Source organism: Micromonospora sp. CNZ296, from assembly GCF_007827635.1.
Genome location: NZ_VISW01000029.1, coordinates 13,076 through 32,601 on the forward strand (window position 1 = coordinate 13,076; position 19,526 = coordinate 32,601).

The following is a 19,526-nucleotide window of genomic DNA, read 5'->3' on the forward strand; positions in this document are numbered from 1 at the left end:
TTCTCTTTCAGTTCCCTGGGGCACCGTTTGGAATTGCCCATTCAGCGTATCCGCCGGCCCCTCCAGGATGAAGAAGGTTCTGCCAAACCGAACCCGGTCGATGCTGCGGTTCAGGTACAAGTCGCATCACCCCTTGCCGCCCTCCCGCATTAGAAGATGGCTCATGTTGCCAGGTCCAGCCTGTCGGCGTTCTTCTACCACCCTTGGAAGACACAGCCCCCCCTACCCCTGGGATCAAATTTTCCATCTCGGCCGCGAATGCCGCATCTGATCTAAGCGCCTTATCAAGCGCTGCGTTCGCCCGCCTGAAGTGGGTTCCTCTGGAGCGACCGAAGTCTTTCGTGTCCAACGTCATCTCGAAAGCAGAGCTGTATGCGTTAGGGCCATTGGCGCACTTGCAGGCGTTGCCGTTCGCATCGACGCCACTTCCGCAATTGTGAACCAGCACCGGCGTGTCGCCGACGATCACATAGTACGTGTGGGTGATGGCGACTGTGAGGTCCCGCATCACCTTAGCGCCGATGAAGTTGCGGACGTCGGTGACGTACTGGATCTGTCCGTCGGGCCCGACCAGAGTCGACTCGCCTGGGATCAGGTCGGCAGCGTCGACCCAGTCGCCGGTGGTGGCGTCCCAGAAGGGGTGGTGTGCGGTGGTGTGCAGAACCGCCCCGGTCGGTCCGCGGGTACTGCGTTCCCCTTCACCCTCACCGGTGGACCTCGTCGCCTGGTCGGCAGGCTTTGCCGACACGGTCACGTCGGTCAGCTCGGTGTCCCGGTTGGCGTGTAGCAGGGTCACCTGCTGATCGCTGTGTTCACCGGTGGTGGGGTCTGTTGTGGCTACCGTGTCACCGATGTTGACCTCAGCGATCGGTCGTGCGGTGCCGTCGGCCATCAGGACCCGGGTGTTCGGGTCGAAGCTGTGCCGGTCGCATCCGGCTGCCTTCGGCTCGTTGTCCTGAACACGATCTCGGTCGCGCTGGTGCTCGGGCCGGTTCTGCTTCGGCGAGGTCCGTTCGGGCTTCTCCTGCCGCTTCGGCGCCTGTTTCGCCTTCGGCGGCGTGGCCGGCTTGGACGGCTTGGGCTTGGGCTTGGGCTTCGGCTTCGGCTTCGGCTTTGGCTTGACCGGTGGCTTGGGCTTCTTCTTGGGAGGCTTGGGTTTCTTGGGCACCTTATGCATGAGGTCGTTGAGGTGCTTTCGGGCCTGGTTCATCAGGTCCTGGGCGCGGCGCATCATTGTGCGGGCGCCCTCGACGATGCGTTTCCACATCCGGTATCCGCTGAAGGCACGGTCGACCGCCCGGAACAGCGACTTGCCGATCTTGAATGCCTTGATCGGCCCGAGGAAGTTGGTGGCGAGGTCGATGCAGTCCCAGACGCCTCCGTCGAGGCATCCCATCAGCGATGTCCAGCCGATCATGTCGAGGAGCATCCCGACACCGACCTGGAGCAGGATGTCGAACAGGGAGGTTTGGCTCTCCCGCTCTGCCCGCTGGTAGTCGGCTTCCTGCCGGGCGATCTCCTCGCCGGCGAACTTGACGTCTCGCTGGTGTTGCGTGAGGTCACGGGTGTATTGGGCGATCGCGGCGTCGTACTTCTTCAGCTCGCACGCGTAGTCGTATTGGCCGCACTTGCCGTCCACCGCATGCCCGGTGGTGTCGGTGTTACCCAGCGGGTCCGCCTCCGCGTACGCGAACCTGTTCGCCGCCCCGGAGCTGGGAGTGGGATTGAGCGTGACATCGTCGCGGGTGTCGAACGCGCCGGTTTCTGGGTTGTACCACCTCGCCCACATGTTGACTCGGCCGGTGCCCTGGTCGGTCCACTCGGACTGGTAGCCGAGCTTGCCGAGCATCCCGGTGCTGGACAGGACCTTGCCCCAGGGGTCGTACGCGACCGACGCGGTCAGGGCCGTGCCCGTCCCGGTGAACTCGCCCACCACGTCGGTGTGCAGATCGGTCCAGGCGTAACGCTGCGTACCGCCGGATGCGACACCTACGAGCCCGTCCGCGGCGTCGCGCACGTACACCGCGCCGCCGTCGCCGGCCACCGTGTTACCGAGACCGGTGTACGTCAGGTTCGGCTGGATGAGCCGGCCCAGGCCGTCGTAGGTGTAGGTGGAGGCCGCACCGCCAGCCGAACCCTGCGACCACACCTGGTTGAACGCGTCCGTGACGGTGTTCGTGTCCTGGCCGCCAGACCTGGTGCGTGTGAGCGTGCCCCGCGGCGTGTACTCGTAGCTCGTCCCGTCCGACGACGACTGCAACTGGTTGCGCGCGTCGTAGGTGAACGTCTTGCTGCCCGCCTGAACACGGTTGCCGGACTTGTCGTACGCGTACACCACGGGGTTCGTGCCGTTGTTCCAGCCGATCAGCCGGTCGGCCAGGTCGTAGGTGTAGGTGTTGGCTGCCGCGCCGGTGAGTCCGATGGTCGTCTTCGAGGTGACGTTGTCGTTGAGGTCCCATCCGTACTGGATCTTGGCGATGCTGGTGCCGGCGCTGGTCTTCAGCTCGTCGGCTGTCATGCGGTGCAGCTCGTCGTAGCTGAACGACCGGACGTTGCCGCCGGTTCCGTGCGTGATCGACGACACCTGCGACAGGGTGTTGTACCCGTAGGTCAGGTTCGTCCCCGCGGTCGGGTTGACCACCGTGGCGGGGCGGCCGGCCGTGTCATAGGTGTACGACGTCGTTCCGGCCGCGTCCGTGCGGGAGGTCAGCGCCCCGTCGCCGTTGTAGGTGTAGGACGAGGCACCCGACACCCCACCGATGGTCACGGGCAGACTGCGGTCGTCGTACTCGACGGTGGTCTGGCCCGCTGAACCGACGAACGACGTCATCCGGCCTGCCGCGTCGTAGTCGAACGTGCGGTCCACCGTCGTCGTCTGCGCGCCGGCGCCGGAGCTGCGTACCAGCCGGCCCAGGTCGTCGTACTCCGAGGTGACGCTCACCCCGCCCGGCGAGTCCAGACGCACCAGCTGGCCGCCCGCGTCGTACGACATGGTGAACGTGCGGTCGGCGAGTGCCGGATGGGCGGTCGTGGCGGGCTCGATCTGCGATTCGACCAGGCCCCAGGGGTTGTAGGTGGTGATGAACTTGTTGCCCCGGCCGTCGGTAAATCGGGTCTGGCGGCCGGCCAGGTCGTAGCCGAACGTCGAGACGATCTGGTCGGATCCGCTGATCGGCTCGGTCTGGGACACCATCTGCCCGAGCGCGTCGAAGGCGAACGTCTTCGTCGTGCCCCGCGCGTCGGTGGCCGCTACCAGGTTGCCGGCGGCGTCGTACTGGCTGGACACCGTCCGCAGCAGCACGTCGTCGGCCGCCGCGTTGGTCGGGCCGGGCGAGTACGACTTGGCGTTGATCGCGCGCCCGGCCAGGTCGTACGCCATGGTCTGGTAGGTCTGGTCGGGGGCGGTGACCCTGATCGGGCGGCCGGCGCCGTCGTACTGGGTGGTCGTGGTGTTGTTGGCTCCGTCGGTGACGCTGATCTGCTCACCGGCGGTGTTGTAGGCCTGCGTCGTGACCACGCCGGTCGGCGAGGTGATCGACGTCGGCCACGGTCCGGTCCCGTACCCGAAGGTGGTCGTGTGGGCCTTTGCGGTCTGGCGCACCACCTCGGTGGAGGTGACGGTGCGTCCCAGGTAGTCGTATGTGGCGGTGCCCTTCGCCCCGGTCGGGTCGGTCTGTGACAGCAGGTCGCCGTTGAGGTTGTACTCGAAGCGGCTCACGCCGCCGTCGGGTGCGGTGACTTTTGCGGTGCGACCGAGCTGGTCGTAGACGATCGAGGTCTCCGCGCCGAGGGGGTCGGAGGTGGACACCACCTGTCCGACGGCGTTGTAGACGTTGGTCGTCTTGGCCACGATCGGGGTGGACGAGCCCGGCGGGGTGTAGGCAGGCAGTTGTGTCTCCACCGGCTGGCCCGCGGCGTCATAGCGGACAACTGTCACGTTGCCGTTGGGGTCCTGCTGTTCGGTCAGCTCGTCGAAGGTGTTGTAGCCGAGTCGAACCGTCGACACCGCGGTGACGGGCGCCTGCTCTCCCGCCACCGTGCTTGCCGCTGGAGAGGTGGTGACCACGGCGCGGCCCACCTCGTCGTTCGTCACGTACGTGGTGTCGCCGTTCGGGTTGGTTGTCGACGTGATCGACCCGTCGGTGTCCAGGGTGTAGCTCGTGCGGATCACCCGGGCGTCCGCCGCCGGCAGGGCGCCGGAGCGCACCTGTCCCACCTCGCTGCCGCTCAGCGGCCGCGAGTAGACCTGCACGTCGTCAACGCGGCCCTGCCAGAAGTTCTCCAACACGCCGTTCCAGGTGCCGGCGCCGATGAGCATCGACTTGCGGGGAGTGAACGTCGTGGTGGCGGTGGCGGTGTGCTTGAGCACCCCGTTGACGTACAGACTCATCGTGCCGGAGGCGGGATCGTACGTACCTACGAGGTGAGTCCAGGTGTTCAGCTGCCCGGCTGCTGAGGTCTTGGCGGCTTTGCCCGGCGAACTGGTGGTGTCGGAGTCCTTCATGTTGAACCGCCACTCGACGGTGGCGTCGTCGAAGCCGAGGGAGAAGGCGTCCTGCATCGCGCCCCGCGCGGCGACGACTTTGTGCTTGGCGGTGCTGTCGGTCAGGTAGACCCATGCCGCGACGGTGAACCCTGCGGTGGCGTCCACGGCTGGGCCCGCCGTCTCGATGGCGCTGGTGCCGTCGAACTGCGCCGAGCCGCCGTGGTCGGTGGACCAGCCGACTCCGCTGGCCGGCAGCATGCCGGCGTTGTTGCCGGTCGAGTCGGCGGCCTTGCCGCCGGTCGTCTCGTCGAGCATCCACCGGCCGACCGGCGTTGCCGCGTTGCCGGTGTACGTCGTGTTCGACAGCACCCGGCCCAGCGGGTCGTACAGGGCCTCCGAGGCGCCGACCAAGGTGCCGCCCTGGGTCAGGGTCGTGGACAGCACGTCGTCGTTGGCCGAGTAGGTGTGGCTGGTGGTGCGGTTGAGTCCACCCGGATTCAGAGTCGCGGTCAGGCCCCGGCCGGCCGCGTCGTACGTACGATCGGTCCTGGTCAGGCCGTTGTTGGTGATCTGCGAGACCAGGTTGCCGGCGGCGTCGTAGCTGTTGTTCTCCTGGGTGAACGACGCGCCGGTGCTGGGGTCGCTCCGGGTCACCGTGGCGAGCAGGTTGTTGTCGGTGTAGGTGTACTCCGTCCTCCAGCCCATCGCGTCGGTCACCGACGCCAGGCGGCCGCCCGGGTCGTACGCCATCGACTTGACGACGAGATCCGTCGGCGGCGAGGGATCGTTGGGGTCTCCGGTGTAGTCCTCCACCACCACGGCGAGTTCGTTACCGATGGCGTCGTAGTCGGTGCGCAGGATGCTGCCGTCGGCGTGGGTCTGCCGGTGCACCCGGCCGTACGGGTCGTAGCCGAGGGTCAGCGTCTTACCGTTGGCGTCGGTCTCGGTCACCCGCCTCCCGTGGCTGTCGTAGCCATACGTCACGGTTCGCGGTGCGTCCCCGCCGGTGCTGTCCGACACGGTCTCCGATACGGGTAGACCGTCCTCGTTGTAGGTGACGTTGGTGACCGGTGTGTGAGTCGCGCCGGTGACCTGGTTGGTGGTCGCTGGATCCGTCCGCTCGACCACCCGGTCCAGCGCATCGTGCTTGAAGGCGGTCGTTGAGCGGGGGACGCCCCCGACGATGTCGATTTCCTTGGTGGTGCGTCCGAGCTGGTCGTACTCGTACCGGGTGACCAGGCCTGCCGGGTCGGTCACCTCGGCGATGTCGCCGTTGGCGTAGTAGACGATGCGCACCACGCCACCGCCCGGTTTGGTGATCGTCGACGGCAGGCCGGGCGGAGCGAATCCTCCGCCGAACGCCGCGACGGTGGTGCCGTCGGTGTAGGCGACGGTTGTCCTGCGCCCCAGCGGGTCGGTCGTCGCGGTGCGGTTGCCGGTGACGGGGTCGTACGTGTAGGTGGTCAGGTAGGTGTTGTCGGACGCGGAGGTCGACCCTGCTTCCCGCTTCTCGAGCAACCGGTCGTTGAGCACGTTCACCGGAGGGCTCTGCGTGGTCGCATCCGGGTAGTAGGTGGAATAGCTCGTCGAGCACTTGTTCGCCGACCGGTCCTGGCAGGTGGTGGTGGAGACGACGTTGCCGCGCACGTCGTGCTCGTTGATCGTCATGTTGCCGTTGGGGTCGGTGACCGTGCGCAGGTAGCCCTTGCTGCTGTAGCCGAATCGGGTCGCGAAGCCGCGTGCGTCGACCTCGGCGACCTTGCGCCCGGCTTGCAGGTCGTGCACGTCCTTGCTCTGAGCGTCGTCCGGGTGCACCACCGTGTAGGTGACCCCTGGTACGGCGGCGGCCTTCACCGCGTCCCGGGCCTTGAACTGCGTCTCGACATGCTTGGTGTCGAGTGAGGTGCGGTAGAACGCGACCTCGGCGATCTGGCCGTTGAAGTGGCCGTTGAGGTTCGTCGGGGTGGACGGCCAGTGGGTGCTGATCTTTCCCGCGCCGATGTAGCCGTAGCCCAGGGTGCGGGTCTCCGTCGATGTCGTCGTCTTGGTGGCGATCTGCTTGCCGTCGAGGTACAGCGCCTGACCGTTCGCAGTGCGGGTCAGCACCGCCGAATGCCACTTGCCGTCGTTGACCGTGGTGGCCGAGGTCATCGCGCCGGCGCCGGTGCAGTAGCAGAAGGTGCCGCGCAGCTTTCCGTCGATCCCGACGTACAGCGCGGGAAGCCATTGGGCGTCCCCGCCCTGCCCGAGCGCGTTGGTCTGGAATCCGGCCAGGACGCCACCAGCGGAGCTGCTGGTCTTGAACCACAACCCGATCGAACGGTCATCGGCCGTCGCCGGTGGGATCTCCGTGCCCGGCAGTGTCAGGTAAGAGGATGTGCCGTTGAAGGATGCCGCCGGGGCGGACGACCCGAACGGCCCGGGCGCGCTGCCGAGCGTGACCGAGCTGTAGCTGGCGACGTCCCCGTTGATCTCATTGACCGCGTCGATCGTGCCGGTCTCCGCCAACCGCCAGTAGTTCGACGGCGCGCCGCCCAGCACGGCGCTCTCGTAGATCTTCGTGGTGCCGGCCACGGACGCCGGGAGCGGACGCCACACGCCGCCGTTGCCGTCGGTCATCTCGCTGACCCGGCCGGTCACGCCGTCGTAGGAGACCTGCGCGGTCGCGTTGCCCGACGGACGCCGCACCTCCGTCAAAGGGGTCACCGGCGTCCTGGCCCCGTAGATGTCACCGACCATCTGGTCAGTGACCGGCGTGTCGAACAGCGCCACCTCCGCCACCGACCCGGTGAAATGGTCCGGCGTGCCGAGATTGCTGACCGTACTGCCGCGCGACTGGTTCGGCCAGCCGCCGCCGAGGAACCCGGTACCGATATACGAGTAGACCGGGCTCATGTCCTGGACGGCGATGCCGGTCTGCTGCGCCACCTGGACGCCGTCGACGAACATCTGCTGCTTGTTGCCCGATGCCGACAGCACCACGTGGTGCCACTGGTTGTCCGCGACGCTGGCCGGTGACTGCATCGGGTTGTGCGTCCGCGCCACGAACGACTGGTCCGCCTGGTTGAACCGGCCGCAGGCCCAGATCTGCATCTCGGCACCGTTTTGGGTCCCGTCCCCGACCGAGTCCAGACACTTGTACGAGTAGTCGTTGATGACCTGGCCGTTGGCCCGCACGTCCCACTTCTGGTCGACCGCGCCGGTGCAGGCCCACGTGACGACGTCCGCGCCGTTACCGGTGGCGCCGCCGGACACGCCCGCGCACTTCACCGAACCGCCGCTGGTCACGCGCAACTCCCGGTCCGCGGTCCAGGTCCACTGCTGGTTCGCCGCCCCCGTGCAGGGGCCCAGCGCCAGCACAACATTGCTCGCCGACGAGTTCCCGGGCACCTCCAGGCATTGCCCCTGCCCGTACGCGAGCAGACTGCCGATGGCGGTGCCCGGCGTCGGGGCGGTGGGGAAACCGCCCACGAGCTTCCCGTTCGAGCCGATGTACAACGTCGGGTTGTAAGCCCCCTTGGCGGCGCTCGCCGTGGCCGGTTCCCAGGACTGGCCGTAAAGGACACCGTCGCCGCCGGAGGTCTTCACCCACATGCTGATCGCCTGCGCGGAGGCGTCCCCCACAAGCTTGGCCGGCACCGACACCCGTGACGAGGAGCCGTTGAAACCGGCCGCCGTCGCCGTCGAGGCCGCCAGCGGACCGGGCTGCCCGAGGGTCACATTGCTGTAGACGCCGTTGTCGGCACCGGCGTTCTCCAGCACCGAGCTCGCGGCGGTCGTACCGCTGGTCTCGGTCAGCCGCCAGTAGGAGTGGGGCAGGGCGTTGCTCACCGCGGTCTGGTAGAGAGAGCCGCCGGTATAGCTGTAGGTGTGGCACTGCGTGCTGGACGTCGGCGGGCAGGCCTGGGTCAGCGCGTCGCCGGAATAGCTGTAGGTCCACGTGTTCTGCGTGGTCTGACCGTTGACCGTGACGGGATCGCTGCTGACCGATGCCACGTGCGGCGCGCTGGCCCCCGGTGGGGTGGCCCAGTTCAGCGTCAAGGTCCGTCCCGACGCGGCGGTCATCTTGGTCATCCGGCCGCTGGTATAGGTGAACGTCAGGGCTCGCCCGGAGACATCCTTGACCTTGGTCACCGCGTACCGGCCTGAGCCCTGGGAGCTCAGGAACTCGTAGCTGGTGCCGTCCTTCTCGACAAGCTTGTAACCGCCGGTGACTGTCGAGAGCGTGGTCGTACGCCCGGCTGGTGACGAGAACGTGCCGTTTCCGTTGCGGCCGAAGGCCATCTGTCGGCCGTTCGGGTAGGTCACCACGACGGTGTTGACGGTGGTGGTTCCGCTGGCGTACCGCTCAATCGCATGGGCGTCGGCCATGGTCGACCAGCCGGCACCGAACGCGTGACCACTGCGCGGGTCGATGCTGTTGTACGACCGCACGATCTCCAGCGGTGGACCGACCGTGTTCACCATCGCGTCCCGGGTCGCGGTGGTGTAATTGCCGATGCTCGGTTCGAAACCGCGTCCCGAGTTCTGCGACAGCCCGGAGGTGATCGACGGCTGTGGCACTGGGGTGACCAGCAGGTGCTTGGTCAAGGCGTCGGCGTTGGTGAGCAGGCCGTCGGAAACCTGCACCGTCCAGTAGTACGACTCACCCCAGGTGAGTACGCCGGAGGGCACGATCCACGACTTCTTGGTAAGCCAGTTCGAGGTGGCGATCTGAGTCTTGCCGTCGCTGCCGTAGACGATGAACTTGTACTGCAGAGACTTCGGGAACTTGTCCGGGTCGTGCGCGTCGGCCAGCAGCTCCGGCGTCAACGTCTGCGTGGCCTGCCCGTAGCCCGGGTACTGCTCGTTGACCTGAGGGGGCTCGTTGTAGTCGTAGGTCAACTGCAGGTAGGGCTTGTACGCCGCGCCGTAGTTGGCAGAGGTGAACCTCTTGAAGCCGGTGGAACTGGTCTCCGACGCGGTGATCGCCAAGCCGTTGTTGCCGATGTCCCGGGTCGACCAGGCGTTGAAGGTCGTCACCGAGAGCGGAACCGACCACCACCTGCCGACGCTGCGGTCCCCCGACGTGTTCCCGCACGCCGGCGAGTTGTTGGTGATCGTCAACGTTCCGATCGCGGTGCCGAAGGTCGGGCCTGCGGCGAGACCTGCGTTGTTGGTCAGCGAATCGACGGTCCACGGCTCGTGAATCTGCCGCACGAAGAACGGGGTGTTGTCGCCGCAGCTCCATGACCAGGTGTGGTACAGGAACAGCTTCGCTGCCCTGATCTGGGTACCCACCAACCCGTTGTTGTCGAACTCGTCGAAGTGAATGAACGAGCGGGAGACCGACGTACCGTTGTTCCAGGTGCCGACCGGCAGATCGTTGGTGTTGTGGTTGGTCGTGCTCGAATCGTTGTCGACAAAGACGTCACCGGTGTCGAAGGTGTCCACTGTCGATGGATCGACTCGCACCGGATACCGACGAGCCGGGTCGGCCAGCCACGCCGCGTCCGCCGTCACCCGCAGCGCCGGCTGACCGTCGACCGTGATCAGCTCGTAGGTGACAGCGGACGACTGGGCCGGCGCACCGGACCTGGGGTGGACGTTGGAGTCTTCCATGTAGCCCTGCGGCACCCGCAACGCGACATCGCCGCTCGGGTTCAGCAACGCGAGCGAACCGTCTGCCCGCAGCTGCGGGGTCAGCCCCTTCAGCCGAAGCGGGAAGACCCACTGGTTACCCGCCATCGGCGACTTGAGGATCAGGGTCTCCTTGAGACCGTTACCGAAGGTGTCCAGCTCGACATCGGTGTACGGCAGGATCTCCGGATACGTCGCCGTGGAACCATCGACGATCGCCGGCACCTCCGCCGCCCCGGCCAGCCCGTAGGCCAACGAATGACCCGACGCGGTCGTCACCGAAGCCAACGGATCGGAGGCATCCGCGGCACCACGCGGGGCCAGGTCCACCGCGATGGAGTTGGCACGCATCGCCCACCGACCGTCCCGGCGGGTCAGCTGCGTGTCGATCGGCTGGTAGGTGCCGCTCTTGTCCTTGAAATTGACCCGCGCTCCATACAGCCGACGCGTGAACGAACCGTCAGCGTTCTGGAACTCGTCGTACCGCGCACTCGACCGCTGCGGCACCCGCTTACTGGTCTGCTCGTTGAAGCTGTTCTCGCCGGACAGCACCGGCGCCGTCCACGGCTTCTTCGGATCCGGTGCGGGGACCTCCGCGTCGACTGCGCCGCGCCCTCGACCAGGCGCCCGGCCCTGTCCGCCGTCGGCCCGAGTCTGCTCCGCCGACACGTAGTGGTCGCGGTTCTTAGCGCCACCAGCCGACTTCTGCACCGGCACGCCCGTGACGGCAGCCCACGCCGGCAACTGCCGGAACCACGACGACAGCGACGGAAGCGGAAAGCCGCCCTCCTCGGGCACCGCCCCCTGCGGCACACCCAACGACAGCGCCAGCGCCAACGTGGTGACGACAGCGATCCGGCGCCTCATGGGCCCTCCACTATTGAAGATGATCAAACAGCTCGGGAAGTCTCGCCTGCCGATGACGTCGGCGCAAGATCTTGTTTTCGAACCTCAGGTGCCTTAACGTGCGCCGATGTCCAACCGCGTACGGCCGCGCCCAGCAGCAGCAAACCGGCGACGGCGGCTTCAGGAGCTGTCATCCCGACGGCGCCCGGCTGTGCGGCTGCCAACCCGGTGGCCGATGCGCATCGCCATGGCCGCACTGGGCCTCCTCCTCGCAGCCGTCGCAACGACCTGGATGCTGTGGCCCGATCCCGAGCCCCGCCAGCGGGAATACCTCAACGCCACCGCATGCCTGCTCACCGACCACGCGGGCGTCAGCGACGATGCGGCCAAGCCGGTCTGGGCCGCCATGCAGGAAGCCTCGGTCTCCAGCCTCGTCAAGGTTCAGTACCTGGCGGTCAACGGCCCGCAGACGGTCGACAACGCCCGAAACCACGTCGCGTCGCTGGCCGGCAGCAAATGCGGCCTCGTCATAGCCACCGGCCCCGCCCAGATCGACGCCGTCGTGGCCGCCGCGCCCGCCTATCCCAAGGTGCGGTTCGTCACCATCGGCGGAAGCGCCACGGCGGCCAACATCACCGTCATCAGCGACAGCGCTGCGGACAACCTTCGTACCGCCCTGAAGCACGAGGTCACCGCGCTAGCCGACTCCGCGTCCTGACCACGAAACTCGTGGGCGGCTTGATCGGCCCGAGGGTGTGCCGGTTGAACTCGTACAACTCCTCAGCGGGCACCCACAGCTGCTCCGGTGATCTCTTCGGTCCGCCCAAAGATCACCGCCCAAAGAAACCCTGGTCCGATGGCTGCCTGTGAGACTCGAGTCTCAACTGCCCATACTTCTTAGCCGAACTGCTTCGGAAGAGGTGGTTGAGCCGGCCGGTAGGCTCGGTGTCAGTCGACAGAAGCCGTATGCGGGGAGCCGATGGCGCAGGATCTGGTCTATCTCGTCGAGGGGTCGGTAGCGACCCCGGCCGTCCGCGTCTCCCTGGCTGAGGCGGGGCTAAAGGAACGCGAGGACCTGCAGGAATGGGTGGTGGTCCACCCGGAGGTCATCGGCGACGGTGTGCGGGTCATCACGATCGAGTACGACAGGTGGTCCACCGGCTCTGGGACTAGTGCCCGTCAACGCCTCGATGTGCTTGGTCTCGACCGCTCCGGTCGACTGGTCGTGGTCGAACTCAAGCGGGAACGAGACCGCGACATTCACCTGCAAGCGTTGACCTACGCCGCACTGGTCTCCCGGTTCACCATCGCGACACTGGCATCCGCTCACGCCGATTTCCTAAACCGCCGAGGCCAGACGACGTCGGCCGACGAGGCGATGGCGCACCTCCGCGATCATGTCGAAGGTGAATTCGACCCGGAGCTGCTGACCAACCCTCGTATCGTGCTGCTCGCGGCCGAGCACCCGCCGCAGGTGGTGACGGCCGTGGACTGGCTTTGCAATGTCAGCGGACACAGGCTCGATATCGAGCTGAGGACGATGAGTGCATGGCAGATCGGGACACAGGTCGCCGTGCAATTCGATTCGATTTATCCGGTCCTCGGCATCGACGACATGCTGCTGTCGCCGACGGACGTGGACGCGACAACGACCTCAACAGTCGCTGAGAAGACGACCGAGGCAACGCGCACCGCCAACACCGTCCAGCGGATTATCGACAACGGTCTGCTGGCGATCGGCGCCGCACTAACGTTGCAACCAACGACGGAAATCCCCGCCGATGCACGAGCGGCGATCGAGTCGTGGGTGGCCGAGGAACCCTATCGTGGACGCGCCACCTGGACGGCGGACAGCACGGGTCCACTGCGCTGGGAGGGTGACGGCAATACCTGGAGACCCACGACCCTAATTCGGCACATTATCAAGCAAGCCAGCGGACTCGACCGCGGCGGGCGGGGACCGGCCTGGTGGGTCACCGAGGCCGGCGTAGACCTGACAGCCCTCGCTTACGGCAGGAACACTCGAGACTGGACCGACCTACATCAACTGATAGCGCAACTGCGTCCAGGAGAATGGACTAACTACGGGGAAATTGCGCAAATCATCGCACTCCCAGCCATCAGCGTCGGCCAGCACATCGCGAGCTGTCTCGACTGCCCCTACGGTGCTCACCGCGTCCTGACCTCGGCAGGCAAGCCGGCAGACGGCTTCCGATGGGCCGATCCCACCATCACCCAGACCTGCCGTGAGGTCCTGACCGGCGAAGGCATCATCTTCCACTCTGACGGCCGAGCCGACCCGGACCAGAAGCTCTCCGCGGCGACGCTCCATCAACGCCGCAAGCTCAAAAACATCCCCATGCAGGACGCCCCGGTGTCGTAGCAGTCCGTTATGTCTGGTCGTGCAAGCTCCCCTCATCAGGCAGCCGCCGGTCCACTGGCCGGCGAAAGACCGGCTGGCCGAGCTCGCCGGGTCTGCTACCTCCCCGACCTTGACCTTCCACATAGCCGCGCCAGTGAGCACTGCACCAGCCGACGGGGCGCCCAGCGCCTGGGGCGTCCGGTCACTCGACAATCCACCGGCAACGACCCACGCCGCCTGACTTGAACCGAGGACAACCTCTTGTCGAGTCCTCTCAGGACTTGTCATTGGTTGTCAAGACCCCTTGTTACCGTGCGTAGCTACCCCGACCTTGTCATTGGTCGTCAGAAATAAGCGCTGAGCTGCACAGACACAATCAGAGACCGATCGCCTCTTGTCACTGTTTGTCAACAGCAGGTGCGGGTTTTCGGGGGGTAAACGGGGGACAGAACGACAGGACGTCGCCAGGGTCCGACCGCGGCCGCCGCCCTGCCATCGGCGTCTCCCGTCACCAAGAGATCGACGAGCCCTCATCCGTCGGTGCCCTGTGGGTCTCGAATACTCGGTTCGGCGGTCTGAAGTGCGCTTCTGTGCGAGTTCGAGCCCTACGCAGCCGTCATGCTCGTCGGCGTGAGCGCGTCGTTGCTGTACCTGCTGGTTCGCCAAGTTCTGCAGATGTTGTCCCAGATCGCCTGCGACGGTGGGGCCAAGGATGTGGAGATCCTTGTGCTCCGCCATCAAGTTGCCGTGCTGCGCCGACAGGTGACCCGCCCCGATCTCCAACCGGCCGACCGGGTGGTACTGGCGGCGCTGTCACGGCTGCTGCCCCGCCCGCGCTGGTCGGTGTTCTTCGTAACCCCTGCCACGCTGCTGCGGTGGCACGTGAACTCGTCACCCGGCGGTGGACGTACCTACATGCCCGGCCAGGCCGGCCACCAGTCGACAAGCAGGTCCCCGACCTGGTGCTGCCGACTCGCGGCGGAAGACCCGACGTGGGGGCACCGCCGGATCCAGGGTGAACTGCTCGGCCCGGGCTACCAGGTCGCGGCCAGCACATTGTGGAAGATCCTCAACCAGGCCGGAGTCGACCCGGCACCCCGGCGGTCCGGACGGACCTGGAAACAGTTCCTGACCGCCCAGGCCCACACGATCCTGGCCTGCGACTTCTTCACCGTCGACACCGTGTTCCTCAACCGGATCTACGTGCTGTTCCTCGTCGAGATCGCCACCCGCCACGTCCACGTGGTTGGGGTGACCGCCCATCCCACCGGCGCCTGGGTGTCCCAGCAGGCACGGAATCTACTGATGGACCTCGACCACCGCGCCGCTGGGCTACGGTTCCTGCTCCACGACCGAGATACGAAATTTACGGCGATCTTCGACGCGGTATTCACCGCCGACGGCATCGACGTGATCAGAACCCCGCCGCAGGCGCCCCGGGCGAACGCGTTCGCCGAGCGGTGGGTGGGCACCGTACGCCGGGAGTGCACCGACCGGATGCTCATCGTCGGCGAACGCCACCTCGCAGCCGTCCTCGCCGAGTACAGGACCCACTACAACAGCCATCGCCCACATCGATCACTCGGCCAGCAGCCGCCCAACCCGCCGCCGGGAGTCATTGACCTGACCGCCGCCAGGATCCGGCGGCGCCCGATCCTCGGCGGGGTGATCAACGAGTGTTCGCAGGCAGCGAAGCCGAACCGACTTTGCGAGCCCCACACCTGGTGGACTCGATTCGGGTCAACGAGCCCGGCCCCGCGAGCGACCCAGCGCTTCGACCTCCGCCTACGCCTGTCGGGCAGCGGCGCGTACTGTCGGCCACACGACAGCCGGGCTCCCGGTCGCACCGCACCAGTCCACCCCGGGCCGTTGGATGATCATGCAATGCGACTCCGAACACACCCTGTGTGGCTCGAATACTCGGTTCGGCCGTCTGAAGTGCGGTTCTGTGCGAGCTCGAATACCGTGCGCGAGTAGTCCACTATCGCGGCAGTCACCGGGATCAGTTGGCATCGCCCGGGCGGCAGCATTGGCCGTTGATAACCATCGTTTGATTAAGCTACGTTAGGTGAGCAGGTGGTTCAAGACCTTTCCGGAAAAGGTGCTCGGCCGCCGCGGGGTCGCGACGACGCAGTAGAGCAACGAGCTTCAGGGCACCTTGGGCGTCCCCCACAAGAGCCGCTGTCTCATAGGATTGGCGCGCGTCCCGCAGTCGCATCGCCTGCTCATGAAGCTCGCCGATGCGGCGGTGCCCCTGTCGTTGTCCAGCCGCGATCGCCTCCGTCCAAACGGCAATTGCCTCGCTGTACCGTCGCGTCCCGGCGTAACGGTTAGCCAACGGTGCATACGCCTGGTTGTCACCAACCTCGATCGCCTGGCGTAGTACCGTTTCCGCTTCCTCGTTCTCACGCCAGCGGAGCAGTGCTTCGCCGAGCTCACGCAGCGCGTATGGATCGTTCGCCGCCGCAGCAGCCCGCCGGACATCAAGTGCCTCATGGATTCGCCCGTCGCGCTCAAGCGCACGGGCGAGACGACGGCGTGCGCCTGGAATCCCCATCTCGACCGCGGCCCGACACATGCCGATCGCAGCTTCCATGGCGTCGAAAAAGTTGGCAAACATACCGATTTCATGCAAGGGAATTTGCCGATTGGCGATGCCATCACGAAGTTCGTTGATGGCATCGTCGATGCGGCCGCGGCGCATGTGAGCCCTTACGATTGCGATTCGTGCACGATGGTCACCGTCATCGGCGGCCTGCCGGTACAGATCGAGCGCGGCTTCCTCCCTCCCTCGATCGAGGTACAGGGCGGCGAGGTCGCGGCGGGCGCTCAGGTCACCGGACTCGATGATGGACCGCAGGACAGTGACCGCTTCGTCTTCCCTCCCGGTGACACGCAGCAAGTCAACCAACCGCCGCCACAGCGCCTCGTGTCCCTCTGTGATGGCCTCACGCAGGCAATCGAGCGCTTCCTGTTGTTTTCCCGCGTCCTGGAGAAGGGTGGCGCGTAGAGCCCAGAACTCGTATCGGGGTTCGGACACCGTGGCGAGCAGGTCCAGGGCCTGGTTGAACACCCCTGCGGCACGTAGCAGCTTGGCGATTCGGAGGCGGTCCGCATCGTCCGTGGGTTCGGATTGGGTGAGCAAGCTCTTGACCGCCGCCGCGTCTCGTCCGAGAATCCTGCCAGCCGCAACGTCGCCCTGGGAGAACCCGATCGCAAAGACGTCTACGGCCTCGTTCGGACGCCCCATTTCGAGGTAGAGCCGGCCGAGGGCGCTGTAGGCGGACACGCTGCCGCACTCCGCAGCCTTGTGGAAGAGCCGTTCGGCTATCGGATAGTGCAGTCGCAGGCGTGCGGCGACAGCGGCGCGGTGCAAATCCCGTCCCCAGGCAATGTGATCGGCTACGGCCGTCCACAGACCGCGGGCGATGGGCTGGGCATCACGAAGGCGAGACCCGTACTGGGCGAGATAGTCGGCGACGATGTATGCGGCGGGGCCGTCGGAGCCTTGACCGGTAACCGGTAGCAGCGCGGACGTCGCGCCGGCAGCCTGGGTCGCGTAGCCTATCGCCTTGTCCAGCCATTCTGCGCCGGCGCGGGCTTTGTCCGGCTCGGAGACCAGCGACAAGGCAGCCGTCTCGAAGAAGCCACGCGGCAGTGGGGCCCTGATGCCGATCCGCCGCGCGTCGATCGCTGCGGTTATGACGGCTGCCCCGTAGAGGTCACTGCCGTAAAGCCAGCGCCGCACGAGTTCCGGCGCGCCGGCGAGGATCTCCGTCACACCGAAGTTCGGATCACCAAGGGCGACGCGAATACGAGGGTCGTAACCACCGTATGTTCGAGCCCAGGCTCTTTCCTCGTCACCGAAGGTCTTCACGAAGATGCACCGAGCGAGTGTGCCAAGGATCTGCCGCGCGCTACGATGCGGGTCACGCATCGGGTTCGGGCCGAAAGTGGTGCGGTGGCCCGCGCCGTGGGAAGGCCGCGAACCAGAGCCGGTCGGACCGTTCTCGTTATGCATAGGTAGCGGCGGCGGCTTACGGTTCATAATCTGCTCGTACACTTCCGGCCATAGCGTACCGATGATGATCGTGGGTTCGCGAGGATTGACGAGCCGGTGCATTTCATTAAGGCTGAGGGCCTCGGGGCCGTCGATGAAAAGCTCGAGTTCGTCCAGCCACAGGACGGTCCTGCGCTCCGGCAGCCGACCTTCTTCGACCAGAGCCGTGACCTCGGTGGGCGAGAAGGGACGCAGCAGCCGCCAGTCACGGACTTCTGTCCTGATCGCCTCCATAGCCGAGCGGGTCTTGCCGACGGACGAGTCGCCGACTAAGACGATGAGGCCACCATAACGTGCGGCAGTCCGAACGGCGTCTCGCAGCTCGCTGTCGATCTGACGGCGCAAGTACAGCGGGAGCGGCCCTAACTCGCGGCCGTGGTCGGTTCGGTGACGGTCCGCCTCCAGCACTTTGATGGACGGCTGCACACCAAGCCGATGCGGGTCCCACTGGTCGACGCGCAGAAGCGATTCGTTCACCGCCGTTCGTTCTGGTACGCCGGCTGGCGTCAGGCTCCGCAGTCCCTCCTGCTGTGCTCGGGGCCAGTCGCCGCCGGGCCCGCCGGTCACCACCACCATCCCAGACCGGTCAGCGCCCACCAACCCGGCGAAGCCCGCATCGTCGAGCAAAGCCGCGACCGGCACCGCTTCCAGACGCGACGCCTCAAACCCGGTCGGATCCTCGATGAGCACACCCAGCACACAACGGCCGTCGGCGGTCAACACCGCCGCGCCGGACAGACCCGACCACGGCGACAAGCCCAGGGGCAGGTCATACGGCTGAGTAGTCGTAACATTGACCGCGTACCGGCCGATCCGCCGCCCCGTCACGGGCATGATGAACCCAGCGATCTGTTCCTCGGCCCGGGTACCGTCATCAGTCTTCTGCACCCTCGGATACCCGATTGCGGTGCATGACACGGCATACATACCCGAGACGGCGGCCCACCGTGTATCAATACCGTCCCACGGCCGGACCGGCACTTGCACCAGCGCCGCGTCAAGTCCTGGATCACGCCACACCACAACGCCAGGCATATCCTGCCCGCCAACGATGACCCGCACCGCAGCCTCGTTGGAGACGACGTGCGCCGCGGTCAGGACCATATCGGCGGCGACCGCGAAACCAGAACCCCGCCCGGTGCCGGCGCGCAACACCTCGACCACCCGAGCATGCACGTCGTGAATCACGCGTCCGTCAATTGTCGCTCATCGCGAGCTTGGCACCAGTCCTACTGAGCTCCGGCTTCAGGACAAGCTTCACCACGTGTGCCGCGCTGACCGCATGATCCACACCACCACCGACCGTGACGACGCTCCACAGCCCAGCCTTCGCCTCACCCTTACGGGTATTCGTAACGACCACCTGCAATTGGACCTCGACACTGTCACACACAAACGACACATCCTGACCCTGCGCCCGATCAACAGCCTCCTTCAGCTGCTCCCGCAGACTCTCCAACGCATCAGCCAGCAGCAGGTTTCCTCGCACTAGGCCACCATCGGCCAGCCTCTCCACAGCATCCACGCCAACCTGCATACCGCATCCATACCCGAACGTCAGCCATCGACCGAACACCAGCCCAACACGCCCGCGGCCATAGTGCTACTCCCCATTCCCCGCCGACAGCACTGCTCGGCAGGGAAAACTCAGACAACCGCAGCACACCCCGCTGTCACACGAAGCGACGACCGGACGCACGAACACCAAGCAAGGTCGGACATCCGACACCCACGAAGGTCAGGCGTTCCACGCTTTCAGCTGGAGCGCCCGGCCCGAAGGCCGTCCAGTCAACCTCGTTACCGGTCAGTGCCCGCCACCGGACGTAGAGCACCTCCAGCGGAAGGGTACGTAGCTCCTCTGTCAAGCCCACACCCGAGACTGGACGGACCTACACCAGCTAATCGCGCAACTTCGCCAGGAGAATGGACCAACTACGGGGAACTAGCGCAAATCATCGCACTTCCAGCCATCAGCGTTGGCCAGCACATCACAACATGCCCCGAATGCCCTTACGGCGCTCACCTGTCCTGACTGCGACAGGCAAGCCGGCAGACGGCTTCCGATGGGCCGACCCCACCATCACCCAAACCTGCCGCGAGGTCCTGACCGGCGAAGGCATCATCTTCCACTCCGGCGGCCGAGCCGCCCCGGA

General features: G+C 66.1%; 6 protein-coding genes. 3 read left to right on the forward strand and 3 right to left on the reverse strand.

Features of this window, described 5'->3' with window-relative positions; all coding sequences use genetic code 11:
* Window positions 1–7: 7 nt before the first annotated feature.
* Entirely contained in the window at window positions 8–10,972 is a 10,965-nt protein-coding gene (locus FB455_RS31155) for a LamG-like jellyroll fold domain-containing protein (RefSeq protein ID WP_145755661.1), read from the reverse strand.
* A 214-nt stretch (window positions 10,973–11,186) separates the two neighbouring features.
* On the opposite strand from FB455_RS31155, the gene FB455_RS31160 reads away from it, so the two are divergent.
* The 3 genes from FB455_RS31160 to FB455_RS31170 all read left to right on the forward strand — a co-directional run bounded on the left by FB455_RS31160 (window position 11,187) and on the right by FB455_RS31170 (window position 15,290).
* A complete protein-coding gene (locus tag FB455_RS31160; RefSeq protein ID WP_145755662.1) occupies window positions 11,187–11,669 on the forward strand; it encodes a hypothetical protein in 483 nt (160 codons plus the stop codon).
* Window positions 11,670–11,930: 261 nt separating this feature from the next.
* Complete coding sequence (locus FB455_RS31165; protein WP_145755663.1) at window positions 11,931–13,334, forward strand: MGMT family protein; 1,404 nt, start codon at window positions 11,931–11,933, stop codon at window positions 13,332–13,334.
* A 597-nt stretch (window positions 13,335–13,931) separates the two neighbouring features.
* Window positions 13,932–15,290 (forward strand): integrase core domain-containing protein, encoded by a 1,359-nt coding sequence (locus tag FB455_RS31170; RefSeq protein WP_486481624.1) that lies wholly within the window; start codon window positions 13,932–13,934, stop codon window positions 15,288–15,290.
* Between the two features lie 82 nt (window positions 15,291–15,372).
* Here FB455_RS31170 and FB455_RS31175 read toward each other — a convergent pair whose 3' ends face one another.
* Entirely contained in the window at window positions 15,373–18,561 is a 3,189-nt protein-coding gene (locus FB455_RS31175) for a serine protease (RefSeq protein ID WP_145755664.1), read from the reverse strand.
* 7 nt (window positions 18,562–18,568) lie between these two features.
* Window positions 18,569–18,898, reverse strand: a complete 330-nt coding sequence (locus FB455_RS31180; protein ID WP_145755665.1) for a trypco2 family protein — start codon at window positions 18,896–18,898, stop codon at window positions 18,569–18,571.
* Between the last annotated feature and the right edge of the window lie 628 nt (window positions 18,899–19,526).